Source organism: Burkholderia sp. YHN3-13, from assembly GCF_055810675.1.
In genome coordinates this window covers 136230-159167 of the sequence record NZ_JBVVNQ010000015.1, presented here as the reverse complement: position 1 = coordinate 159167, position 22938 = coordinate 136230, and the positions used below count along the sequence as shown (strand labels likewise).

The 22938-nt window shown below is 68.6% G+C and carries 17 protein-coding genes, 1 tRNA gene, 2 pseudogenes and 2 riboswitches; of the genes and pseudogenes, 16 read left to right on the top strand and 4 right to left on the bottom strand.

What is annotated here, in order from left to right:
- Positions 1 to 3 precede the first annotated feature (3 nt).
- The 5 genes and pseudogenes from AC0KUR_RS28015 to AC0KUR_RS27995 all read left to right on the top strand — a co-directional run bounded on the left by AC0KUR_RS28015 (position 4) and on the right by AC0KUR_RS27995 (position 5379).
- Complete coding sequence (locus tag AC0KUR_RS28015) at positions 4 to 366, top strand: hypothetical protein (protein WP_447085637.1); 363 nt, start codon at positions 4 to 6, stop codon at positions 364 to 366.
- Entirely contained in the window at positions 363 to 617 is a 255-nt protein-coding gene (locus AC0KUR_RS28010; RefSeq protein WP_473376681.1) for a hypothetical protein, read from the top strand. Before AC0KUR_RS28015 ends, AC0KUR_RS28010 begins: the two co-directional genes overlap by 4 nt.
- Positions 618 to 619: 2 nt before the next feature.
- Positions 620 to 3412, top strand: coding sequence for a toprim domain-containing protein (locus AC0KUR_RS28005; RefSeq protein WP_069245881.1), 2793 nt, complete (start codon positions 620 to 622; stop codon positions 3410 to 3412).
- Between the two features lie 609 nt (positions 3413 to 4021).
- Positions 4022 to 4189, top strand: a pseudogene (locus AC0KUR_RS28000) (MerR family transcriptional regulator); the annotation flags it as partial.
- Positions 4190 to 4302: 113 nt separating this feature from the next.
- Positions 4303 to 5379: a tyrosine-type recombinase/integrase gene (locus AC0KUR_RS27995; protein WP_277562821.1), complete on the top strand. Its 1077-nt coding sequence runs from the start codon at positions 4303 to 4305 to the stop codon at positions 5377 to 5379.
- A gap of 65 nt (positions 5380 to 5444) precedes the next feature.
- Here the strand turns inward: AC0KUR_RS27995 and AC0KUR_RS27990 are convergent.
- Positions 5445 to 5520 (bottom strand) — tRNA-Arg (locus AC0KUR_RS27990).
- Positions 5521 to 5771: 251 nt separating this feature from the next.
- On the opposite strand from AC0KUR_RS27990, the gene AC0KUR_RS27985 reads away from it, so the two are divergent.
- Positions 5772 to 6656, top strand: coding sequence for a c-type cytochrome (locus tag AC0KUR_RS27985; protein WP_034188131.1), 885 nt, complete (start codon positions 5772 to 5774; stop codon positions 6654 to 6656).
- Positions 6657 to 6739: 83 nt separating this feature from the next.
- On the opposite strand, the gene AC0KUR_RS27980 is transcribed toward AC0KUR_RS27985, so the two are convergent.
- On the bottom strand, positions 6740 to 8827 hold the full coding sequence (locus tag AC0KUR_RS27980) for a UvrD-helicase domain-containing protein (protein WP_473376680.1): 2088 nt from the start codon (positions 8825 to 8827) through the stop codon (positions 6740 to 6742).
- Between the two features lie 287 nt (positions 8828 to 9114).
- Between AC0KUR_RS27980 and AC0KUR_RS27975 the strand changes: the two genes are divergently transcribed.
- From AC0KUR_RS27975 to AC0KUR_RS27940, 8 genes are all read left to right on the top strand, one after another.
- On the top strand, positions 9115 to 9822 hold the full coding sequence (locus tag AC0KUR_RS27975; protein WP_473376679.1) for an SGNH/GDSL hydrolase family protein: 708 nt from the start codon (positions 9115 to 9117) through the stop codon (positions 9820 to 9822).
- Between the two features lie 234 nt (positions 9823 to 10056).
- Positions 10057 to 11109, top strand: a complete 1053-nt coding sequence (locus AC0KUR_RS27970) for an oxidoreductase (protein ID WP_124608606.1) — start codon at positions 10057 to 10059, stop codon at positions 11107 to 11109.
- Between the two features lie 207 nt (positions 11110 to 11316).
- Entirely contained in the window at positions 11317 to 11685 is a 369-nt protein-coding gene (locus AC0KUR_RS27965; RefSeq protein ID WP_034188135.1) for a hypothetical protein, read from the top strand.
- Between the two features lie 121 nt (positions 11686 to 11806).
- Positions 11807 to 11909: riboswitch (glycine riboswitch) on the top strand.
- A gap of 34 nt (positions 11910 to 11943) precedes the next feature.
- Positions 11944 to 12077, top strand: a riboswitch (glycine riboswitch).
- A gap of 82 nt (positions 12078 to 12159) precedes the next feature.
- The gene (gcvT, locus tag AC0KUR_RS27960; RefSeq protein WP_473376678.1) at positions 12160 to 13278 is read left to right on the top strand and encodes a glycine cleavage system aminomethyltransferase GcvT; all 1119 of its coding nucleotides are present in this window, start codon (positions 12160 to 12162) and stop codon (positions 13276 to 13278) included.
- Positions 13279 to 13395: 117 nt separating this feature from the next.
- Entirely contained in the window at positions 13396 to 13776 is a 381-nt protein-coding gene (gcvH, locus tag AC0KUR_RS27955) for a glycine cleavage system protein GcvH (protein ID WP_034188137.1), read from the top strand.
- 58 nt (positions 13777 to 13834) lie between these two features.
- Positions 13835 to 16762: an aminomethyl-transferring glycine dehydrogenase gene (gene gcvP / locus AC0KUR_RS27950; RefSeq protein WP_034188138.1), complete on the top strand. Its 2928-nt coding sequence runs from the start codon at positions 13835 to 13837 to the stop codon at positions 16760 to 16762.
- A gap of 151 nt (positions 16763 to 16913) precedes the next feature.
- Positions 16914 to 18056 (top strand): alginate lyase family protein, encoded by a 1143-nt coding sequence (locus AC0KUR_RS27945; protein WP_034188244.1) that lies wholly within the window; start codon positions 16914 to 16916, stop codon positions 18054 to 18056.
- Positions 18057 to 18086: 30 nt separating this feature from the next.
- Entirely contained in the window at positions 18087 to 19475 is a 1389-nt protein-coding gene (locus AC0KUR_RS27940; RefSeq protein WP_473376677.1) for an L-serine ammonia-lyase, read from the top strand.
- A 66-nt stretch (positions 19476 to 19541) separates the two neighbouring features.
- On the opposite strand, the pseudogene AC0KUR_RS27935 reads toward AC0KUR_RS27940, so the two are convergent.
- Both AC0KUR_RS27935 and AC0KUR_RS27930 read right to left on the bottom strand, forming a co-directional pair.
- A pseudogene (locus AC0KUR_RS27935) lies at positions 19542 to 19664 on the bottom strand (VapC toxin family PIN domain ribonuclease); the annotation flags it as partial.
- Positions 19665 to 19737: 73 nt separating this feature from the next.
- A complete protein-coding gene (locus AC0KUR_RS27930; protein WP_059559433.1) occupies positions 19738 to 20022 on the bottom strand; it encodes a type II toxin-antitoxin system RelE/ParE family toxin in 285 nt (94 codons plus the stop codon).
- 90 nt (positions 20023 to 20112) lie between these two features.
- Here AC0KUR_RS27930 and AC0KUR_RS27925 point away from each other — a divergent pair, with 90 nt between their 5' ends.
- Positions 20113 to 21816 carry a thiamine pyrophosphate-binding protein gene (locus tag AC0KUR_RS27925; protein WP_473376676.1) on the top strand — a complete coding sequence of 568 codons (1704 nt, stop codon included), beginning with the start codon at positions 20113 to 20115 and terminating at the stop codon, positions 21814 to 21816.
- Positions 21813 to 22907, top strand: a complete 1095-nt coding sequence (locus AC0KUR_RS27920; protein WP_175029223.1) for a glycosyltransferase family 9 protein — start codon at positions 21813 to 21815, stop codon at positions 22905 to 22907. The genes AC0KUR_RS27925 and AC0KUR_RS27920 overlap by 4 nt, the downstream gene beginning before the upstream one ends.
- The last annotated feature ends 31 nt before the right edge of the window (positions 22908 to 22938 follow it).

Genomic DNA, 22938 nt, shown 5'->3' with positions numbered 1-22938 from the left:
CCCGTGAAGCACGAAGCCACCATCCGCTACGAGTTGCTGACGCCGGCCGGCCTGCGCACGGTTGCCGGGGATCACGTCGTCATCCCGAACTGCGCCGATGCGACGTTCGGCATCCATGCCGAGTCGCACCTGCACGACGGCCATCCCGAAAAGTGGATCGTCACACACCTGATATCGGGCATGCGCATCGGCCACGGCGCGACGCGCACTGCGGCGCTCGCGAACGCGACGTCGAACGTCGATCGCAATCGGCGCCGGCTGCGCGAAATCCTCGAGCAAGCGACGGTCTCGCGCTACGAGCTGCAGCACGCGGTCTACCGCCTTCAGCAGAACCACCACGACATCCTCGGAGGCGCCGCAGCATGACGCACACCATTACCCCTCACGACGCCGCGCTCGCGGCCTCCATCGCGGCAGCGGCCGACGCGCTCCGCTTCGACCACGAACCCGGCGGCCTGCAGCGCGTCGCGGTGCTCGCGCTGTTCGTCAGCGTGCTAGGCGATCGCCTGGCGCTCGCCTTCCCGGCGTCGGCCGGCGCGCTGCGCGCGCTCGTCGACAGCCCCGCGACACCCGGCAACCCGGCCGCTCTTTCCCTGCATCAATCGCAACAGCAATAACGATGGCCACGATCGACGAACTGAAACAACGCATCGACCTGCACGACCTCGCCGACCGCCTCGGCTTGAAGCGAGGTCGCGGCGGCGACCGCGCGCTGTACCACTCGCCGCAGCACGACGACAAGAGCCCGTCCCTGTCGATCTACGTGAACCACCCCAAGCATGGCACCGGCTGGCGCGACCACAGTGCCGACGTAGGCGGCTCGTGTATCGACCTGGTCATTCACGCGCGCGGCGGCACCGTCGCCGACGCGGTGCGCTACCTGCACGACGCGTACGGCTTTCCGCTCGATCGGCCGGCGCCGGCCGAGCGCCGCGAGAAAACGACCGTCGAATACATCGCCGATCGGTGCTTGGCCGAGCGCGACCAGGTGCGTGACTACCTCGGCGGCCGTGGCATTTCCGCCGCCGCGATCGACGCGGCGATCGCCACGCGTGCGCTCGGTTTCAATACGTGGACAAGCTCCAAGGTCGCCGTCGGCGAAGTCGGTCACGCCGGCCCGGCTGCTGCATTCATCGTCCGCGCACCGGGCGACGCGCGGGTCGTCGCCGTGGACATGCGCTACGTCGATCCGGCGCTCAACGGCGGCGTCAAGACGCAGACCCAGGGCGACAAGGCCGGCTACGGCTGGACCGCCGACCTTCGCCGGCTTGACAAGGCGAAGCGCGTGTTCATCGTCGAAAGCGCGATCAATGCGCTGTCGATCGATACGTGCGCGATCCCTGGCGCCGCTGCCCTGGCGCTACGCGGCCTGGCGAACGTCGACGGCATCGACTTCACGTTCCTGCGCGGCAAGCAGGTCGTGATCTGCCTGGACAACGACGAGCCGTTCGCGGACGGTCACCCGCGCGCCGGCCGCCGTCCTGGTCCCGAGGCTGCGTGGGCGCTCTACGAACGACTGACGGCGCTGAACATCAGCGCGATGCTCGTCGACCAGGCCGGCTGGCTGGCCGACCTCGCGGACGGCGAGAAAACCGCGAAACCGATCAACGACGTCAACGACTACCTGCAGCTGCGCGGCCCGCTCGAGCTGTCGCGGGCGCTCGAGCAGCTCGAGCCCTGGCTCATCGCGGGCCTCGCCGGCGACGCCTCGCGTCGCGGCCGGCCGCGCATCTTCCTGCCCTCACACGACTTTGCGCAGTACTGGCGCTTCCGCGTCCGGCCGGACTTCACCAGCTACATCACGAAGATGGACCGTAACGAAGAATCGGGCGTCGAAACGCCGGTCATAACGGATCTGTGCGGTTTCCGTATTGCCGGCATCAGCCGCGTGTCGGTCGCGAGCGCGACGTCGACGATGACGGGCGACGCCGACCAGGCGCCCACCGTCTACTTCGCAGTGTCGGTCCAGGCGCCGCGCCACGGCGCGCAGCTCACGCGTCGCGTCATGCTCGACGATCAGCTGCACAACGTCGACCAGTGGGGCAAGTTCGGCCCGATCTGGGCGCCGGCGCCGTTCAAGCGCATGGTGAACATCCTGGAACGCGGCGCAGACCTCGGCGCGCGCCAGGCGGCGAACTTCGTCGGGCTCGCCTGGCGCGACGGCCGTCTGATCGTCAACGAAGGCCCCGATTGCTACTTCACCGAAGCTGACAAGCAGTGCCCGTATCACAACCTCACCTTCCCGACCGGGCCGGCCAGCGACGCGCGCCGCGTCATCACCGCGTACCAGGCGACGTTCAAGCAGAACGCCGCGACGATCCCGCTCGTCTGGGCGCTCGGCGGCCACCTGAAGGCGTTGCTCGGTTTCTGGCCGCACATCACGATCCAGGCGAACAAGGGGGCGGGTAAGTCGACGCTCATCAAGCGCCTCGAGCGCACGCTCGCGTTCACGATGTTTTCCGGGCAGTCGCTGCAGACCGAGTTCCGCCTGCTGACCAGCATCAGCCACACGAGCCACCCGGTCGGATGGGAGGAGCTGTCGGCGCGCCGGCAAGACGTGATCGACAAGGCCGTCGGCCTGCTGCAGGAGAACTACCAGTACACCGTGACACGGCGCGGCACCGACATGACGGAATACCTGTTGTGCGCGCCCGTCATGCTGGCCGGCGAGGACGTGCCCGTGCGCAGCCTGCTCGGCAAGCTCGTGCGTACGACGCTGACCGGCAAGCGCGGTCCGCTGATGCCGGACGACCTGCCGCGCTTCCCGGTTCGCCAGTGGCTCGAATTCCTCGCCGGCCTGGACAAGCGCGCCGTGGCCGACCAGTACACGACGTTGCGCGACAAGGCGCTGGCCAACTGCCGCGCGAGCGGCGAGGACGACGGCGCGAAGCGGATGGCTGGCAACTATGCGGCCGTCGCTCTCGCCTGGCGCTACCTGTGCGAGTTCGCCGGCATGGACCCGACCGAGGGGGACTTCCCGCGCGACCTGCTCGCCGAAATGAACGGCCACATCGCCGAGACGAGCGCCGATCGCGAGCCGTGGGTCTGGATCATGGAAACCGTGCTGTCGGAGATCGACGGCGGCAACTACAAGCACCCGTTCACCTTCGATACCGTCGACGGCGAGTTCTGCCTGCTGCTGCGCACCGGGCATGTGATGGACCACATCGCCCACACGAGCGCGCTGCGCGACAAATGGAACGGCCTGCCGGTCAAATCCGACCGCGTGTTCAAGGCGCAGCTCAAGCACGCCGGCGTCGTGGTCGGCGAGAAGGAAGTCGAGCGGCGAATCTACACCCGGCGCGTCCCGTACCTCACCCCGATCTCGCTGGACCGCCTGGCCGGCTTCGGGCTGCACGTGTCGATCCGTGAGGACCTGGCGACCGACGCACGGCAAGGGGTCGCAGCGTGACGCCCTCTCAGCCGACGCGGCCGCCGTGCGGCCGTACCCCTTCCCTCATTCCTTCCGGCCGCGTAGCGGCCCTGTATTCGGGTTTCCGGTGCGTGCGTCGATGCGCGCAGCAGTCGGCGCACGCTGTCACACGGCCGCCGTGCTGTCCGGTTCCCCCCGTCCCCCCCGCAAGTCGAAACGGCCGGGGAACTGCGCTCGCCTTGAAGAAGGGGGGCCGCGCGAGCCCGTTTTTTCACAGGGAACGGGCAGGCAGCGCACGTGAATCGTGGTTTTCGGGTCTGTCCGCTCGTAAGTCTTTGATTGTTGAGAAGAGTGCCGCCGTGAATCGCATTCGAATTGCCACTAGTCGAGGTGTTTTTGCCACTAGTCCGGTTTTTTCGCCGGCCGCCGCCGTCCCTTTTTCTCCTCTCTCTAATTCATTGAAAAAGAAGAAGAAAGAATACGAAGAAGGGCAAGAAGTCAGCCGAAAAGCCGTGCCACGAGTCGGGCGCGTTTTGCCACGAGTCGCGGACGCTGCCTATTTTTTAGGCCACGAGTCGGAAGGGGGTGCCACGAGTTTTTCGTGGCAAATGATGGCAAGCAAAAACCTTACAAATCAGCCAGTTACCCATGAAAAGCAGGGGGTGCCACGAATCCACGAGTTGTTTTGCCCCTCCCCCCGCCGCGTCGCGCTCGGGGGATAGCCCGATGAACACCGTGAACCTCGAACAAGCCGCTACGCTGCTCGGCGCGCACCCCGAAACGGTGCGCCTGAAAGCGAAGGCCGGCGCGCTGCCTGGGCGGAAGGTCGGCAAGCGCTGGATGTTTTCGACGGTTGCCCTGCAGCGTTACCTCGCCGGAGAATGGATTCCGCGAGTTGTGCAGGGCGACCCGCAGGAGAAATTTGAATCATGTCGCTCTATAAACGCAGTAACAGTCCCAACTGGTATTACCGTCTCACCCCGCCTGGCGGCGGTCCGGTCGTACAAGGCAGCACTGGCACCAGCAACAAAGCCCAGGCGAAAGAACTGCACGATCGGCTGAAAGTCGATCTGTGGAACCAGGCGAGGCTCGGCCACAAGCCGCGCTACACCTGGAACGACGCCGTCGTGCGCTACGTCAGCGACCGCGAGGGGCTGTCGAGCCTGGAAACGTCGAAAACGCACCTGCGCTGGCTTGACCAACACCTGTCCGGCGTCGCGCTGGCCGACATCGACCGCAACCGCATCGACGCGATCGCCCTCGCCAAACGGAGGGAACCGAAGGTGATCCGAACGAAGCACGGGCTCGTGGCCACCGACGAGTGCGTCAGCGCCGGCACCGTGACGCGCGTAATCGGCGTGCTGAAAGCCGTGCTGAATGCGGCCGTCGAGTGGGAATGGTTGGACCGCGTGCCGGCCACGAAGCGCACGAAGGTCGTGCAGAAGCGGATTCGCTGGCTCACGCCGGCCGAGGCCGAACGGTTACTCGCCGAACTGCCGGATCACCTGGCGGACATGGCGCGCTTCGCGCTCGAGACCGGCTTGCGCCGCTCGAACGTGACCGGGCTGCAGTGGTCACAGGTCGACATCGTGCGGCGCGTTGCCTGGATCCATCCGGACCAGGCGAAGGCGAAGAAGGCGATCACCGTGCCGCTGTCCGACACGGCGATCGCCGTGCTGCTGCGCCAGCGGGCGAAGAAGCGCGCGCCCGAGTTCGTCGACAGCGTGTTCGTCTACCACGGCCGGCCGGTATATCAGACCGTGACCGAAGCCTGGCGCAAGGCGTTGAAACGCGCCGGCATCCGGGACTTCCGCTGGCACGACCTTCGCCACACCTGGGCGAGCTGGCATGTGCAGCGCGGCACGCCGCTGCAGGTGTTGAAGGAGCTGGGCGGGTGGGAAACGCTGGAAATGGTGCAGCGCTACGCGCACCTGTCAGCGGACCACCTGACGCAGTGGGTGCAGTCGCACACGCAGGCCGCCGACCTGCACGTCGTCGCCGGCTGACTGTAATTTCACTGAAGTGGGAGAAACCGATGAAGTAGCGAAACTGCTGAGAGCCTTACTAGGCTTGGCGCGCCCGGCTGGGATCGAACCAGCAACCCCTGCCTTCGGAGGGCAGTACTCTATCCATTGAGCTACGGGCGCGTGAGACAGTGAAGCGACCCCATATACAGGCCGCCCACGTTTGGCAAGACGGCAAGGATACCCGGTTTCCCATGACGCGTCCACCTTACCCGCCGAATGGCCGCCGGGCCTTGCTGCGTGCGGGTAAACACGCGCCATCGCATCGCTCGCCGTGATGTAAACGTTCCGTCTATAATCGTCCGTGCTTCATTGGACTGCCATTTTGCCGTTGCACCGCGCTCACAATTCCTATTCATGGAGACGAGGCAAGCATGAGCGAAGCACCCCACGAATCTCCCGTCAAAACCCCCGGGCAGCTGATTGCCGTCATCATCGCGTCGTTCGCGATTCCGATCATCCTGATCGTCCTGTTCGCCAACTATGCGAACCATGCGTTCCGTTCCGGCGCCGGCACGGATGCGCTGTCCGACGAGCAGGTCGCCGCGCGCATCGCGCCACTCGCGAAGGTCGACGTGAAGGACGCCAACGCGCCCCGCACGTACAAGACCGGCGAGGCGGTCTACAAGGCCGTCTGCGTGACCTGTCACGGCACCGGCGCCGCCGGCGCACCGAAGTTCGGCAACAAGGACGACTGGGCGCCGCGCATCTCGCAAGGCTTCGACACGCTGCTGAAGACGGCCCTCGCCGGCAAGGGCGCGATGCCGCCGCGCGGCGGCACGAGCCCCGACGACGTCAGCGACTATGAAATCGCCCGCGCGATCGTCTACATGGCGAACAACGACGGCGCGAACTTCCCCGAACCGGCCGCCCCGGCCGCCAATGCCGCGCCCGCCGCCGGCGCCGCCGCATCGGGCGCCGACGCGTCGAACGCGCAGGCCGCCGCCGCCATGGCCGCGATCGCCGCGATTCCGAAGGCCGGCGAAAAACCCGCGGCCGCGCCGGCCAGTGCCGATGCGGCAACGGCCGGCAAGGCGCTGTACACGTCGACCTGCCAAGCCTGTCACGCGGCCGGCGTGCTCGGCGCACCGAAGTTCGGCAGCAAGGAGGACTGGGCGCCGCGCCTGAAGGACTCGATGGACACGGTCTACAACTACGCGCTGCACGGCAAGGGCGCGATGCCGCCGAAGGGCGGGTCGACCGCGTCGGACGCCGACGTGAAGGCGGCCGTCGACTACATGGTCAACGCGTCGAAGTAATCGCGCCGGGCCATCCGTAAAAAACCCCCGCGACGCACACGCATCGCGGGGGTTTTGTCTTTCCGGTCCGCCGGACTACCGCATTACTTCTGCAGCAGCGCCTTCAGGCTCGCGAGCCGGTCCTTCGGCGACATCGGCGCTTCTTCCGGCGTCGGCGGCGGCGCTTCGTCGAGCCCCATCTCCGGGATGAAACGCGACGGCTCGCACACGACCGTCTCGCGGGCCCGCTTGCGCTTCTTGCACCAGTTCAGGTGCAGGCTGCGCTGCGCGCGCGTGATCGCGACGTACATCAGCCGGCGCTCCTCCTCGATCCGCTCGCTGTCGATCGGGCCGTCGTCCTCGCTGCCGCCGCGGTGCGGCATGATGCCTTCCTCGACGCCGACCAGGAACACGTGCGGATACTCGAGCCCCTTCGATGCATGGACGGTCGACAGCCGCACCGCGTCCGGATCCTCGTCCTTGCCCTCGAGCATCGACATCAGCGCGACGGTCTGGATCAGGCCGAGCAGGTTCTTGCCCGTATCGGCGAGCCCGTCCGCGTTGTGGAAGCCTTCGGCCTCGCCGTCGACGGCTTCCGTCTCGGGCTTGGTGCCCTTGCGCTTCAGCCATTCGAGGAATTCGAGCACGTTCTGCCACTTCGACTGCGCCTGCCGCTCGTCGAACGCGTCGTACAGGTACGCCTCGTAGTGGATCGCCTCCATCATGTCGTCGAGCACGACGGTCGCGGGCTCCTTGTCCGCGCGCTCGGTCAGGCGCTGGATGAAGTCGCAGAACATCCGCAACGGCTCGATCTGGCGCGCCGACAGCCGCGCCTCGATCCCGCCCATGTACACGGCCTCGAACAGCGATACCTTCGCCTGCCCCGCGAACGAGCCGAGCGCCTCGAGCGTCGTGTTGCCGATCCCGCGGCGCGGCGTCGTGACCGCGCGGATGAACGCGGGATCGTCGTCGGCGTTCGCGATCAGCCGCAGGTAGGCGCACAGATCCTTGATCTCGGCCTTGTCGAAGAACGACTGGCCACCCGACAGCACGTACGGGATCCGCTCGCGCCGCAGTACCTGCTCGAAGATGCGCGCCTGGAAGTTGCCGCGGTACAGGATCGCGTAGTCGCGGAACTGCGCGCGCCGCTCGAACTTGTGCGCCGACAGCCGGAACACGACCGATTCGGCCTCGTGCTCCTCGTCGTTGCACGGCGTGACGGTGATCGAATCGCCCATCCCGTGCTCGGACCACAGCTTCTTCTCGAACAGCTTCGGGTTGTTCGCGATCACGTTGTTCGCGGCGGTCAGGATCCGCACCGTCGACCGGTAGTTCTGCTCGAGCTTGATCACGTGCAGCTTCGGGAAATCCTTGCCGAGCTGCGCGAGGTTCTCGAGCGTCGCGCCGCGCCAGCCGTAGATCGCCTGGTCGTCGTCGCCGACCGCCGTGAACGCGGCGCGCGGGCCGGCGAGCAGCTTCAGCAGCTCGTACTGGCACGCGTTGGTGTCCTGGTACTCGTCGATCAGCAGGTAGCGCAGCTTGTTCTGCCAGCGGTCGCGCACCTGCTCGTTCTTCGCGAACAGCTCGGCCGGCAGGCGGATCAGGTCGTCGAAGTCGACCGCCTGGTACGCGTGCAGCGTCGCGACGTAGTTGCGGTAGACCAGCGCGGCCTGGTGCTCGTCCTCGTTCGCCGCGATCGCCATCGCCTCGTCGGGCATGATCAGGCCGTTCTTCCACAGCGAGATGATGCTCTGGATCTTGCGGATCAGCCCCTTGTCGGTCGTGCCGAGCTGCTCCTGGATCATCCCGAAGCAGTCGTCCGAATCCATGATCGAGAACTGCGGCTTCAGCCCGACGTGCTCGGCCTCCTGGCGCAGGATCTGCACGCCCAGCGAATGGAACGTGCAGACGGTGAGCTGGTTGACGGGCACCTTGCGGCCTTCCTTGCCGGGCGTGGTGAGCGTCTTGCCCTCGAGCAGCTTCGACACGCGCTCGCGCATTTCGGCGGCCGCCTTGTTCGTGAACGTGACGGCGGCAATATGGCGCGGCTCGAAGCCTTTCGCTTCGATCAGGTGCGCGATCTTCTGCGTGATCACGCGGGTCTTGCCGCTGCCCGCGCCGGCGAGCACGAGACAGGGACCGTCGAGGTAGCGCACCGCTTCGTTCTGGGCGGGATTGAGGCCTGCGGACATGATGACGGATGGTGTTGCGGTTGACGGCGGAACGCCGGGAGGATGCCGTGCGCGACAGGCTGGCGAAGCAGGCGGACACGCGGGCAGGACGCGCATGTTAACACGTCGGCGGCGCGCATTTCGGGCATGCCGCCGGACGGGCACCCCCTGTCCGTCCGGCGCGGTCGTCCCTGCCCGTTCGGCCAATCCGGCCCCGTTCGCGCGGCGATCGGACACAATACCTACTCCCCGGCGCCACCCGCGCCGGTCCGATTTCATTCGTCTGAACCAACCACCGGATCGACCTCATGGGCTACCCGTTCGCCACCGCCGCCCTCGGCCCGCTGCTGTTCGCGCAGGGGCGCTACGTGCGGCGCGTCACGCCCCGGCTGCCCGAAGCGGCCGGCCCGCGCGACGGCGTGGCCGGCGACGGCCCGCCGCTGCGCGTGCTGGTGGTCGGCGATTCGGCCGCCGCGGGCGTCGGCGTCGCCACGCAGCGCGACGCGCTCGCCGGGCAACTGGCGCACGCGCTGGCGGCCACGCACCGCGTGAGCTGGAAGCTGCTCGCGCGCACGGGCCTCACCACCCGGGAGCTCGTCGAGTGGCTCGCCGCCGAGCCGGCCGAGCTGTTCGACGTGGCCGTCACGTCGCTCGGAGTCAACGACGTGACGGGCGGCGTGGCGCCCGCGCGCTGGCTGGCGCAGCAGGCCGAGCTGGTGCGGCTGCTCGCCGCCCGCTTCCGGGTCGGGCACGCGATCCTGTCGGCGGTGCCGCCGATGGAGCGCTTCCCGGCGCTGCCGCAGCCGCTCGCGTGGTATCTCGGGCTGCGCGCGAAGCGGCTCAATGCGGCGCTCGCCGGCTGGGCCGGCACGCAGCCGCACTGCACGTTCCTGCGGGTCGACCTGCCGCTCGAGCGCCACCTGATGGCCGCCGACGGCTTCCATCCCGGTGAAGCCGCGTGCGCGGCGTGGGCTTCTCAGGTCGCAACGGCCGTGCGGCAACGGGCAGCCGCATGACGCGGTGTGTGGGCCGCACGCCGCCCGTTCACCGCTCAGCCGGGCAGCCCGCGATGCCGCACGCGGCGCACGGCCTCGCGCAAAATGCCGGCCTTCCTTGCGCATGTGCTGCGTCGCGTCGCGCATTTCGCCCAACGTGCCTGTGCAAGCGGCGGCGCCATGCCAAAATAGCCGGTCGTCTTCGCGCCGTTTCGGCGCGCCATCCTTTAGTTTCCTTCGCAGCCAGGAATTGCCATGTCGTCATTGCTCAGGATTGGTTTGATGGGTTTCGGTTTCGCCGGCGCGACGTTTCACGCGCCGGTGATCGCCACGAGCGGCCGCACTGAAGTCGCCGCGATCGCGACGGGGCAGCCCGATCGCGCGCAGGCCGCGTATCCGGGCGCGCGCGTGGTCCCCGACCTCGACGCGCTGCTCGGCCTCGACGATATCGAGTGCGTGGTGATCGCCACGCCGAACGACACGCACTTCACGCTCGCACGCCAGGTGCTCGAGGCCGGCCGCCACGTGGTCGTCGACAAGCCCGTCACGCTCACCGCCGACGAGGCGCTCGCGCTCGCGCGGCTCGCGAACGCGCGCAGCCGGCTGTTCGCGCCGTTTCACAACCGCCGCTGGGACGGCGATTTCCTCACCGTGCGCGACATCGTCAAATCGGGCGAGCTCGGCCGCCTCACCTATTTCGCGTCGCACTTCGACCGTTTCCGGCCGACGCCGCGCACGCGCTGGCGCGAGGAACCGGCCCGCGGCGGCGGCCTGCTGCTCGACCTCGGCCCGCACCTGATCGATCAGGCGCTCGCGCTGTTCGGCCTGCCGGAAACGGTGAGCGCGACCGTCAAGACGCGCCGCGACGACGGCACCGCGCCCGATTTCGTCCACCTGCTGCTCGGTTATCCGGACAAGGAGGTCGCGCTGCATGCGAGCGCGCTGTCGGCGATCGAGCCCGCGCGCTTCACGCTGCACGGCACGCGCGGCAGCTACCAGAAGTTCGGGCTCGACACGCAGGAAGACCAGCTCAAGGCCGGTCTCACCGCGGACGACGTCGAATTCGGCGGCGGCAACCCGCCCGGCCTGCTGCGCGTGCTCGACGGCGACGTCGAGGTCGAGCGCCCGATCCCGACGCTCGACGGCCAGTACGCGGAGTTCTACCGCGCGCTCGCGGCGTCGATCCGCGACGGCGCGCCGTTCCCCGTCACCGCGCAGGACGCCGTCGACGTGATGACCGTCATCGAGCTTGCCGCACAAAGCGAGCATGACGGCCGCCGGGTACCATTCGTGCGCCGCACTATCTGACGGGCCGCGCCGGGCCGGCACCTCCCCGGCCGCAGCCACCGTCCCGCGTCGCTCGCGGGCAGCGGCCCTGCGCGGGCTGCCACGCCAGCCCGCCGGCACGGTCCGGAACATTCCGTTACAAATGGTGCGGGAACGAAAGTCAGCGGTCGTCCGGTCTGACGCGTTTCTCAAAAAGTCGATCCGACACCAAACCGTCAGGAGAATGTGATGCAACGGTTGATTCGCGCAGCGGCATGCTGCGTCCTGGTTTCCACGCTCGCGGCCTGTATCGTGCAGCCGCAGCGACCGGTCCGGCAGGCACCGCCGCCTCCGCCGCGACCGAATCCGCAGGTCGTCGCGAACGACCGCATGCAGGAGGTCCAGGGCCGGATCGACAACCTGCACCGCCGGATCGACGCGCGCGTCAACAACGGCTACTACCCGCCGCCGTACGGCGCGCAACTGCACCACCGCCTCGACGTGATCCGCCAGGAAGCGAACGACATGTCGGCCCAGCACAACGGCGGCCTGTCCGGCGACGAGCAGCGCGTGCTGAACCAGGAACTCGACACCGCCGCACGCGCGATCGGCGAGTAATCCCGGCAGCGCCGCCCCTTCCCGGTGTCGGCGAAAGCGGCGGCCCCTCACGCCGCCGCTTGTCGCGAAGCGACATTATTTTGCCCAAATTGACAATGCCCATCTGCTCGCGTACAGTCGCCCGCACGCGTCGGGAGAGCGTGTAACCGGGTGGTTTCGACACCGGTTGCGCCGCCGAAGGGGCACACCCGCAAACTCTCAGGCAAAAGGACCGACCGCGTCGGGGAATCGCGTCCGCGCACTGCGCGGGCCATACGCTCCCCGCACTCTGGAGAGCGGCAGTAGCCCGCAGCGCACTGGTTGCGCGGGCAGGCTGCCCACCGAAGGGGCGCGCGCCGGCCGGGCTTTGCCCGCCGCGCAATCTCTCAGGTATCGAGGACAGAGGGGCATGTACCGGATCGCTCGGGCCATCGGCCGCGGCGGTCGGCACATGGCCGTTCTGATCCGCGCGCAAGCGCCTTGCCTGAGGCCTCGATGACTGCACTGAATCACACCCCGCTCAACGCCGCGCACCGCGCGCTCAATGCCCGCATGGTCGACTTCGGCGGCTGGGACATGCCCGTCAACTACGGCTCGCAGATCGAAGAACACGCAGCCGTGCGCACCGACGCCGGCATGTTCGACGTGTCGCACATGTGCGTGATCGATTTCACCGGCAGCCGCGTGCGCGCGTTCTTCGAGCACGCGATCGCAAACAACGTCGGCAAGCTCAAGACGCCCGGCAAGGCGCTTTACTCGTGCCTGCTCAACCCGCAGGGCGGCGTCATCGACGACCTGATCGTCTATTACTTCACCGAGGAATTCTTCCGCGTCGTCGTCAATGCCGGCACGGCCGAGAAAGACATCGCGTGGTTCAAACAGCTGAACGAGCAAGGCGGCTTCGGTCTCACGATCGCGCCGCGCCGCGACTTCGCGATCGTCGCCGTACAGGGCCCGAACGCGCGCGAAAAGGTGTGGACGACGGTGCCTTCCGCACGCGCCGCGACCAGCGAGCTGAAGCCGTTCAACGCCGCGCAGGTCGCCGGCACGCCGTTCGGCGACCTCACCATCGCCCGCACCGGCTATACCGGTGAAGACGGTTTCGAAGTGATCGTCCCGGCCGTGCACGTCGAAGCGCTGTGGGCCGCGCTGCAGCAAAACGGCGTGCGTCCGTGCGGGCTCGGCGCGCGCGACACGCTGCGCCTGGAGGCCGGCATGAACCTGTACGGCCAGGACATGGACGACACCGTCTCCCCGCTCGACGCGGGCCTCGCGTGGACGGTCGACCTCAGCGCGCCGCGCGACTTCGTCGGCCGCGCCGCACTGGAAGCCAACGGCACGCGCGCCGCGTTCGTCGGCCTGATCCTGCAGAAGGAAAACGGCAAGGCGGGCGGCGTGCTGCGCGCGCACCAGAAGGTCGTCACGCCGCACGGCGAAGGCGAGATCACGAGCGGCACGTTCTCGCCGTCGATGCAGGAATCGATCGCGTTCGCGCGCGTGCCGGCCGCCGTCCAGATCGGCGACCTGATCCAGGTGCAAATTCGAGACAAGAATCTTCCCGCGCGCGTGGTAAAACTGCCGTTCGTACGCAACGGCAAGGTCCTCGCTGCGTAACGGCCGGGAGGCGTGCCTCCCGGTAAGCCGGGAGATGGCGCCCGGCGCAACCCTACCCGGCGTGCCATGGCGGCGCGCCAGAAGAACGAATCACACCCTTTTATCCAGGAGCAACCGATGAGCAACGTCCCGGCCGAGCTGAAATACACCGACGAACACGAGTGGATCCGCACCGAGGCAGACGGCACGCTGACGGTCGGCATCACCGATCACGCGCAGAACACGCTTGGCGACATCGTGTTCCTCGAACTGCCGGCAGTCGGCAAGCAAGTGAAGGAAGGCGATGCCGTCGGCGTCGTCGAGTCGGTGAAGGCGGCATCCGACATCTACTCGCCGGTGTCCGGCGAAATCATCGCCATCAACGAAGAAGCCACCGACGCACCGGAAGCAGTGAACAGCGACGCGTACGGCGTGTGGCTCTTCAAGATCAAGCTCGCGGCCGGCGCATCGACCGACAAGCTGATCGACGCAGCCGCCTACGGCAAGCTGATCGACTAATTTCCCTACCCGAACCGCGCGGCGCCGACCTCGGCCCGCGCGGGACCAGAGTCACGCCATGAAGCTCGAACACCCGGACCGCCTGATGAACCGCACGCCCCTCTCGCTCGCCGCGCTCGAAACGCACGACGCGTTCGCCGAACGCCACATCGGCCCCGACGCCGCCAGCCAGCAGGCCATGCTCGACACGCTCGGCTTCGCGTCGCGCGCCGCCCTGATCGACGCCGTGATCCCGGCCTCGATCCGCCGCGCCGAAACGCTGCCGCTCGGCCCGTTCGCGCAGCCGAAGAGCGAGGCCGAAGCGCTCGCCGCGCTGCGGGTTCTCGCGGACAAGAACCAGGTGTTCCGCTCGTATATCGGTCAGGGTTACCACGACACGCACACGCCGGCCGTGATCCTGCGCAACGTGCTCGAAAACCCGGCGTGGTACACGGCCTACACGCCGTACCAGCCTGAAATTTCCCAGGGCCGCCTCGAGGCGCTCCTGAACTTCCAGCAGATGGTCGCCGACCTGACGGGCCTCGCGATCTCGAACGCGTCGCTGCTCGATGAAGCGACCGCCGCGGCCGAAGCGATGACGCTGCTGCAGCGCACCGGCAAGCCGGCGTCGAACGTGTTCTACGTCGCCGACGACGTGCTGCCGCAAACGCTCGAAGTGATCCGCACGCGCGCGCTGCCGGTCGGCATCGAGGTCAGGACGGGCCCGGCCGCCGACGCGGCGCAGGCGAACGCATTCGGCGTGCTGCTGCAATACCCGGGCGTGAACGGCGACGTGCGCGACTACCGCGCGCTCACCGAAGCGATCCATGCGGCCGGCGGCCACGTGGTCGTCGCGGCCGACCTGCTCGCGCTGACCGTGCTGACGCCGCCCGGCGAATGGGGCGCGGACGTCGCGATCGGCAACACGCAGCGCTTCGGCGTGCCGATGGGCTTCGGCGGCCCGCACGCCGCCTATCTCGCGGTGCGCGACGAATTCAAGCGCCAGATGCCGGGCCGCCTCGTCGGCGTGACGGTCGACGCACAGGGCAAGCCCGCGCTGCGCCTCGCGCTGCAGACGCGCGAACAGCACATCCGCCGCGAGAAGGCGACGTCGAACGTGTGTACCGCGCAGGCGCTGCTCGCGATCATGGCCAGCATGTACGCGGTCTACCACGGCCCGCATGGCCTGAAGACGATCGCGCTGCGCGTGAACCGCATCGCGGCGCTCTTCGCCGCCGGCGTGAAGCAGCTCGGTTTCGCGACCGTCAACGACACGTTCTTCGACACGCTGACGGTCGACACCGGCACGCGCACCGCGCAGGTCCATGAATTCGCGAAAGCCAAGCGCATCAACCTGCGCCGCGTGAGCGACACGCAAGTCGGCGTGTCGGTCGACGAAACCACGACGCGCGACGACCTCGCCGACCTGCTCGACGTGTTCGCGCAGGCCGCGGGCGGCACCGCACCGGCCGTCGACGCGCTGGACGCGGGCCTCGCCGGCGTCGCCGCGCTGCCGGCCGGCCTCGAGCGCACGAGCGCGTACCTGACGCACCACGTGTTCAACCGCCACCATTCCGAAACCGAAATGCTGCGCTACCTGCGCAGCCTGTCGGACAAGGATCTCGCGCTCGACCGCTCGATGATCCCGCTCGGCTCGTGCACGATGAAGCTGAACGCGACGTCGGAAATGCTGCCCGTCACGTGGCCCGAGTTCGGCGGCATCCATCCGTTCGCACCGGCCGAGCAGACCGTCGGCTACCGCGAGATGATCGACCAGCTCGAGCAGATGCTCGTCGCGGCCACCGGCTACGCGGCCGTGTCGCTGCAACCGAACGCCGGCTCGCAGGGCGAGTACGCGGGCCTGCTGATCATCCACGCGTACCACGCATCGCGCGGCGAAGCGCATCGCGACGTGTGCCTGATCCCGGCATCCGCGCACGGCACGAACCCGGCGTCGGCGCACATGGCCGGCATGAAGGTCGTGGTCGTCGCCTGCGACGCGCAGGGCAACGTCGACATCGCCGACCTGAAGGCGAAGGCCGAAGCACATTCGAAGGACCTCGCGGCGATCATGATCACGTATCCGTCGACGCACGGCGTGTTCGAGCAGAACGTCCGCGAGATCTGCGAGATCGTGCACGCGCACGGCGGCCAGGTGTACGTCGACGGCGCGAACATGAACGCGATGGTCGGCCTGACCGCGCCGGGCCAGTTCGGCGGCGACGTGTCGCACCTGAACCTGCACAAGACCTTCTGCATCCCGCACGGCGGCGGCGGCCCGGGCGTCGGCCCGGTCGCGGTCGGCGCGCACCTCGCGAAGTTCCTGCCGAACCAGCGTTCGACCGGCTATGCGCGCGGCGAAGAAGGCATCGGCGCGGTGTCGGCCGCCCCGTACGGCTCGGCGTCGATCCTGCCGATCTCGTGGATGTACATCGCGATGATGGGCGCGAAGAACCTGACCGCCGCGACGGAAACCGCGATCCTCAACGCGAACTACATCGCGAAGCGCCTCGCGCCCCACTACCCGGTGCTGTATTCGGGCCCGGGCGGGCTGGTCGCGCACGAGTGCATTCTCGACCTGCGCCCGATCAAGGAGTCGAGCGGCATCAGCGTCGACGACGTCGCGAAGCGCCTGATGGACTACGGCTTCCACGCGCCGACGATGAGCTTCCCGGTGCCGGGCACGCTGATGGTCGAGCCGACCGAATCGGAATCGCAGGAAGAACTCGACCGCTTCATCGCCGCAATGATCGCGATCCGCGAGGAAATCCGCGCGGTCGAGGAAGGCCGCGCCGATCGCGAGGACAACCCGCTGCGTCACGCGCCGCATACGGCGGCCGTCGTCACCGCGAACGAATGGCCGCACGCGTACTCGCGCGAGCAGGCTGCGTACCCGGTCGCGTCGCTCGGCACGAACAAGTACTGGCCGCCGGTCGGCCGCGCGGACAACGCGTACGGCGACCGCAACCTGTTCTGCTCGTGCGTGCCGATGTCGGAATACGCGTAACGCACGCCAGCCCCGGCGCCGCCCGACCATGACCGCACCGCACGCAACCCGGGGTTGCGTGCGGTTTTTGCGTTCGCCGGGCGAACCGGTTCACGTTCCCCCGCCAATCCGGCTAACATCACACGCGATCCAGCCAATGAAGGAGTTCCGCATGGTGCGTCCGATGTTTCCGGGCCATGGTGCAAACAGGACGCGGCCGCACGCGCGTGCCGGTCGTTTCGTGCCGATGCTCGTCGCCTCGCTGTCGCTTGCCGCCGCCGGCCTCGGCGCGTCCGGCGGCGCGCGCGCGGCGATGAATTTCTGCGCGGCGCCGGCGCTGCAGGCGAGCGAGACGACGCAGGCCGAGCCGGGCGTGCAGGCGCTGATCCGCAGCGTCGACGCGCGCATCGGCGAGCAGCCGAAGGCGATGGCGCGCGTGCACACCGAGGGCACGCTGCCGCACGAAGGCATCTACGACCAGAGTGCGGCCGCGCTGAAGGACATGGACCTGATGCGCGACGCGGCGCTCGCGTGGCGCGTGACGAACGCGCCGCGCTACCTGCAGCTCGTCGACCGCTTCCTGTCCGCGTGGGTCTCGACCTACCAGCCGAGCTTCAATCCGATCGACGAAACGCGCTTCGAGAGCCTGATCGTCGCGTACGACATGACCGCGAGCGCGCTGCCGGTAAAAACGCGCAACGCGACGGCCGCGTTCATCGCGAAGCTCGGCGCCGGCTACGTCGCGCAGATCGACGCGCAGAAGCGCCCGCTCACCGGCACCTGGCGCAACAACTGGCAGAGCCACCGGATCAAGCTGATCGCGCTGTCCGCGTTCACGCTCGGCGACCGCAAGATGATGAACGCCGCGCAACGGCTGTTCGTCGAGCATCTCGCCGACAACATCGGCCCGGACGGCAAGACATGGGACTTCGAGGAACGCGATGCGCTGCATTACGCGGTCTACGACCTGCAGCCGCTGGTGACGGCCGCGCTCGCCGCGCGCCGCTTCAACCGCAACTGGCTGCGCGAACGCGGCGCGAACGGCGCGACGCTCGCGGCGGCGCTCGACTGGCTCGTGCCGTACGCGCTCGGCGAGAAAACCCACGAGGAATTCGTGAATTCGCCGGTGCCGTTCGACGCGAAGCGCCGCGAGGCCGGCTTGCCGGGCTACACGGGGCAGTGGGACCCGAAAAACGCCACCGAACTCTTCCATCTGGCCGCGCGGCTCGACGGGCGCTATGCCCGCGTCGCGCAGCAGCTTTCCCCAACGCCGCCCGCATGGCTCGCCGCGTGCCTGCCATTGCAGGCGCGCTAGCACTACTCTTAAAGCAAGGCAGGTATCGAAATGGCAGTCAGCGTGTTTGACCTCTTCAAGATCGGCATCGGTCCGTCCAGTTCGCACACGGTCGGGCCGATGCGCGCGGCGCTGATGTTCGTCCAGGGCCTCGAGCGCGACGGGCTGCTCGACGCGACGACCCACGTGAAGGTCGAGCTGTACGGCTCGCTCGGCGCGACCGGCAAGGGCCACGGCACCGACCGCGGCGTGATGCTCGGCCTGCTCGGCGACGCGCCCGACACCGTCGATCCCGACACGATCGACGCGCGGCTGGAAGACGTCCGCCAGTCGAAGAAACTCGCGCTGCTCGGCACGCATCCGGTGCCGTTCGTGCTGAAGGAGAACATCGCGTTCTACCGCCAGGCGCTGCCCGAGCATCCGAACGGGATGAAGCTGCGCGCGAGCGACGCGAACGGCGCGGTACTGGTCGAGCGCACCTACCTGTCGGTCGGCGGCGGCTTCGTCGTGACGGCCGGCGCGCCGAACACGAAGGTGCTGAGTGCGGCCGAGCAGATGACGCACCCGTTCCGCACCGGCGCCGAGCTGCTCGCGCTTACCGCATCGACCGGCAAGTCGATCGCGCAGCTGATGTGGGAAAACGAGCGCGCGTGGCACACCGAGGAAGAAACGCGCGACGGGCTGCTGAAGATCTGGGCCGTGATGCAATCGTGCGTGTCGCGCGGCTGCGGGATCGGCAACCCCGACGCCGACGGCAACCTGCCCGGCCCGTTCCAGGTCAAGCGCCGCGCGCCGCAACTGTACCGCACGCTGACCGGCAGCCCGGAGCGCGCGCTGCAGGATCCGCTGTCGATGATCGACTGGATCAACCTGTATGCGATCGCGGTCAACGAGGAAAACGCGGCCGGCGGCCGCGTGGTCACCGCGCCGACCAACGGTGCGGCCGGCATCATCCCGGCCGTGCTGCACTACTACACGCGCTTCACGCCCGGCGCGAACGAGCAAGGCGTGATCGACTTCCTGCTGACGGCCGCCGCGATCGGCATTCTGTACAAGCTCAACGCGTCGATCTCGGGCGCGGAAGTCGGCTGCCAGGGCGAAGTGGGTGTCGCGTGCTCGATGGCGGCCGGCGCGCTCGCGGCCGTGCTCGGCGGCACGCCGCAGCAGGTCGAGAACGCGGCCGAGATCGGCATGGAACACAACCTCGGCCTCACCTGCGACCCGGTCGGCGGGATGGTGCAGATCCCGTGCATCGAGCGCAACGCGATGGCGTCGGTGAAGGCCGTCAATGCGGCGCGCATGGCGCTGCGCGGCGACGGCTCGCACTACGTGTCGCTCGACTCCGTGATCAAGACGATGCGCGAGACCGGCGCCGACATGAAGACGAAATACAAGGAAACGTCGCGCGGCGGGCTGGCGGTGAACATCGTCGAGTGCTGATGCGGGTTCCGGCGGCCACGCGGGTCACGATGTCCCGCATGGCCGCCGGGCGCTAACGGGCGTGCATCAGTCGTTCAACCCGCTCTCGAGCCGCAAGCCCGGATAACCGGCGAAGTCCCGCTCGTTGTGGGTCACGAGCACGACGTCGAGCGGCACAGCGTGAGCGGCGATCGGTTTGTCGGGATGATCTTCTTCCGCTCGCGGGCGGGGTTCATGCACACCGCGACAGGCTCGATGCAAGCCAGGTATCCGCATGACGCCATCACGGCCACTGCCGTCGCGCATGCAACACGCGAAGAATTGCCACGATGTGCTCGGTGGGTCGAATGCGATAGACGAGCACATGGTTCGGCGCAATCACCAGTTCGCGCGTACTTGCCACGCGCCCTCGCCGATACAGTTCCGCGCGCGCCGGCAACGCCGCTGCCTTCTCCTCCAGCAGTTCGTCCAGTTCGAGCGCGGCCAGCGGATCGTCCTGGCCGATATGGTCCATGATCGCGGCGCGATCCTCGCGCGCCTTGGGATTCCAGTACAGCGCGAGGGTCAAGCAGCGCCACCCCGCTTGCCCGCGGCACTTTTCAGCGCCCGGCAAACGGGCGTAAGCTGTACGTCCCGCTACCCAGGGAGACGGCAGCCCATGTCGCATGCCAAGGATCTCGAGCCGCGCGCCACCACCGGTGCGCGACTGCTCGTCGATGCGTTGCTCGCCAATCACGTCGAACGCGTCTTCTGCGTGCCGGGCGAAAGCTTCCTCGCCGTACTCGATGCGCTGGCGGACGACACCGCGCGCATCCAGACGGTCGTCTGCCGACACGAGGCGGCCGCCGCGAACATGGCCGAAGCGGTCGGCAAGCTGACCGGCCGTCCCGGCATCGCATTCGTCACGCGCGGGCCCGGCGCGACCCATGCGTCGATCGGCGTGCACACCGCGTTCCAGGATTCGACGCCGATGATCCTGTTCGTCGGCCAGTGCGCACGCGAGCACCTCGACCGCGAAGCCTTCCAGGAAATCGACTACCGCCGGATGTTCGGCCAGATGGCGAAATGGGTCGCGCAGATCGACGACCCGCGCCGCCTCCCCGAATACCTGAGCCATGCGTTTCACGTCGCGACGTCGGGCCGGCCCGGCCCGGTCGTGCTCGCGCTGCCGGAGGACGTGCTGTCCGAAGCGTGCGCGTCCCAACCCGTCGTGCCGGCCGCGAAACGCGTCGCGGCCGCGCCGTCGGCCGCGCAGCTCGACGAGCTGCGCGAGCGGCTCGCGCGCGCGCAGCGGCCGTTCGCGATCGTCGGCGGCAGCGGCTGGACGCCCGACGCGTGCGCGAACCTGCGCACCTTCGTCGAACGCTGGCAACTGCCGGTCGCGTGCGCGTTCCGCTTCCAGGACACGATCGACAACGCGCACCCGAACTACGCGGGCGACGTCGGCCTCGGGATCAACCCTGCGCTCGCGAAGCGCATCCGCGACGCCGACCTGCTGCTCGTGATCGGGCCACGCCTCGGCGAAGCCACGACCGGCGGCTATACGCTGCTCGACATCCCGAAAACGCGCCAGACGCTGATCCACGTGCACCAGGGCGCCGACGAACTCGGCCGCGTGTATGCGGCCGACCTGCCGATCGTGTCGGGAATGCCCGAGATCGCCGCGCCGCTTGCCGCGCTCGAGCCGCCCGCCCGTCCGGCATGGGCCGGCGCGGCCGCCGACGCCCATCGCGCGTACCGCGAATGGCATGCGCCGCTGCCGATGCCCGGCGACGTCCAGCTCGGCGACGTGATGGTGCAGTTGCGCGAGCGCCTGCCGCACGACGCGATCCTGACCAACGGCGCCGGCAACTATGCGATCTGGCTGCATCGCCACTTCGCGTACCGGCACTTCCGTTCGCAGCTCGCGCCGACCAGCGGCGCGATGGGCTACGGGCTGCCGGCCGCGCTCGCCGCGAAGTCGCTGTACCCGTCGCGCGCGGTCGTCGCGCTGGCGGGCGACGGCTGCTTCATGATGGCCGGCAACGAACTCGCGACCGCGATGCAGTACGGGCTGAACATCGTCGCGATCGTCGTCAACAACGGGCATTTCGGCACGATCCGCATGCATCAGGAGCGCAACTATCCGGGCCGCGTGCACGGCACGGGGCTCACGAATCCCGATTTCGCTGCCTATGCGCGTGCATTCGGCGCGCATGGCGAGACGGTCGAGCGCACCGCCGAATTCGCGCCCGCGCTCGAGCGCGCGCTGACCTGCGGGTTGCCCGCGGTGATCGAGATCCGCATCCCGCAGGACGCCAGCACGCCGGCCGCGACGCTCGAACAGATCCGCGAGCAAGGCCGCCGGGCGCGCGGCGGGTGACGGTGGACACGCACACCGCGCCGCCCGGCGCCGGGCTGTCGCATGAGGACGCGCTGGCCTGCCCCGGCACGCTGCTCGCGCCCGACGGCGCGCTCGTCGCGCCGTACGACCTCGAGTCCGGCAACCTGCGTGCCGACGGCCACGTGCCGGCCGCGCCCGCGCTCGGCCTGCTGCACGCCGCGCATCGGCCGTTCCGGCTCGATTACGACGACGCGCGGCACGTGCATGTGATCAACGGAATGGGCGTCACGCTCGGCGATTCGGTGATCGGGCTGACGGCCGTCGCCGCGCTGCGCGCGGCCCACCCGGGCCTGCGTTTCACGCTGTACCGGCCGGCCCGCGCGCCGCGCTATGTCGACACGCTGTATGCGCTCGCGGCCGACGTCGTCGCGCCGTCGCGCACGCTGCCGTGCCCGGTCGACGCGCTGCCCGCCGATGCGCCATGCATCGACGTCGGCAATCACCTGTACTGGCCCGCATTCGCGCGGCTGCCGATGATCGATTTCTTCCTGGATGCGCTCGGCGTCGACCCGGCCGCCGTACCGGCCGCCGCGAAGCGCAACCGCTGGCTCGCCCGGCTGCCGCTGCCCGCGCTGCCGGCCGCGTGGCAGCGGCCGTACGTCCTGTTCTGCCCGAACGCGAGCACCGCCGTGCGCAGCGTGCCGCCCGCGCTGCGCGCGGCATTCGTGGATCGGCTCGTGCAGCGCTACGGGCTGCCGGTGGCCGGTTTCGGCCCGGTCGCGCATCCCGACTACGTCGACGTGAGCGGCGACGCCACCGACACCGCGCGCTTCATCTCGTGGGTCAAGGGCGCCCGCCTGCTGTTCGCGCCCGACACGGCCGCCTTGCATCTCGCCGACGGTTTCGACGTGCCGACGCTCGCGTGCTTCACGACGATCGGGCCGGCGCTGCGCGTGCGCGACTATCCGCATTGCGTACCGGTCGAACTCGAATTGCCGGCCGAATTGCGCGGGCTGCACCGCAGCGAGCGGCCGGACGATCTCGCGGCGGTCGAAGCCGCTTACCGGAACGTCGACTGGGATGGGCTGCCGTGGCCCGCACCGCGCGATGCGGCGGCGGCCACCGGATAAGGAACCCGGGCGCGGCAGCGAGTCGGGACGT

Excerpts from the sequence above, each read along its gene's own strand:
- gcvT (WP_473376678.1), top strand. The coding sequence starts at position 12,160 with ATGACTGCACTGAATCACACCCCGCTCAACGCCGCGCACCGCGCGCTC.
- AC0KUR_RS27980 (WP_473376680.1), bottom strand. The coding sequence starts at position 8,827 with ATGTCCGCAGGCCTCAATCCCGCCCAGAACGAAGCGGTGCGCTACCTC.
- AC0KUR_RS28010 (WP_473376681.1), top strand. The coding sequence starts at position 363 with ATGACGCACACCATTACCCCTCACGACGCCGCGCTCGCGGCCTCCATC.
- AC0KUR_RS27985 (WP_034188131.1), top strand. The coding sequence starts at position 5,772 with ATGAGCGAAGCACCCCACGAATCTCCCGTCAAAACCCCCGGGCAGCTG.
- gcvP (WP_034188138.1), top strand. The coding sequence starts at position 13,835 with ATGAAGCTCGAACACCCGGACCGCCTGATGAACCGCACGCCCCTCTCG.
- AC0KUR_RS27970 (WP_124608606.1), top strand. The coding sequence starts at position 10,057 with ATGTCGTCATTGCTCAGGATTGGTTTGATGGGTTTCGGTTTCGCCGGC.
- AC0KUR_RS27940 (WP_473376677.1), top strand. The coding sequence starts at position 18,087 with ATGGCAGTCAGCGTGTTTGACCTCTTCAAGATCGGCATCGGTCCGTCC.
- AC0KUR_RS27965 (WP_034188135.1), top strand. The coding sequence starts at position 11,317 with ATGCAACGGTTGATTCGCGCAGCGGCATGCTGCGTCCTGGTTTCCACG.
- AC0KUR_RS27995 (WP_277562821.1), top strand. The coding sequence starts at position 4,303 with ATGTCGCTCTATAAACGCAGTAACAGTCCCAACTGGTATTACCGTCTC.
- AC0KUR_RS27925 (WP_473376676.1), top strand. The coding sequence starts at position 20,113 with ATGTCGCATGCCAAGGATCTCGAGCCGCGCGCCACCACCGGTGCGCGA.
- AC0KUR_RS28005 (WP_069245881.1), top strand. The coding sequence starts at position 620 with ATGGCCACGATCGACGAACTGAAACAACGCATCGACCTGCACGACCTC.
- AC0KUR_RS27945 (WP_034188244.1), top strand. The coding sequence starts at position 16,914 with ATGGTGCGTCCGATGTTTCCGGGCCATGGTGCAAACAGGACGCGGCCG.
- AC0KUR_RS27975 (WP_473376679.1), top strand. The coding sequence starts at position 9,115 with ATGGGCTACCCGTTCGCCACCGCCGCCCTCGGCCCGCTGCTGTTCGCG.
- gcvH (WP_034188137.1), top strand. The coding sequence starts at position 13,396 with ATGAGCAACGTCCCGGCCGAGCTGAAATACACCGACGAACACGAGTGG.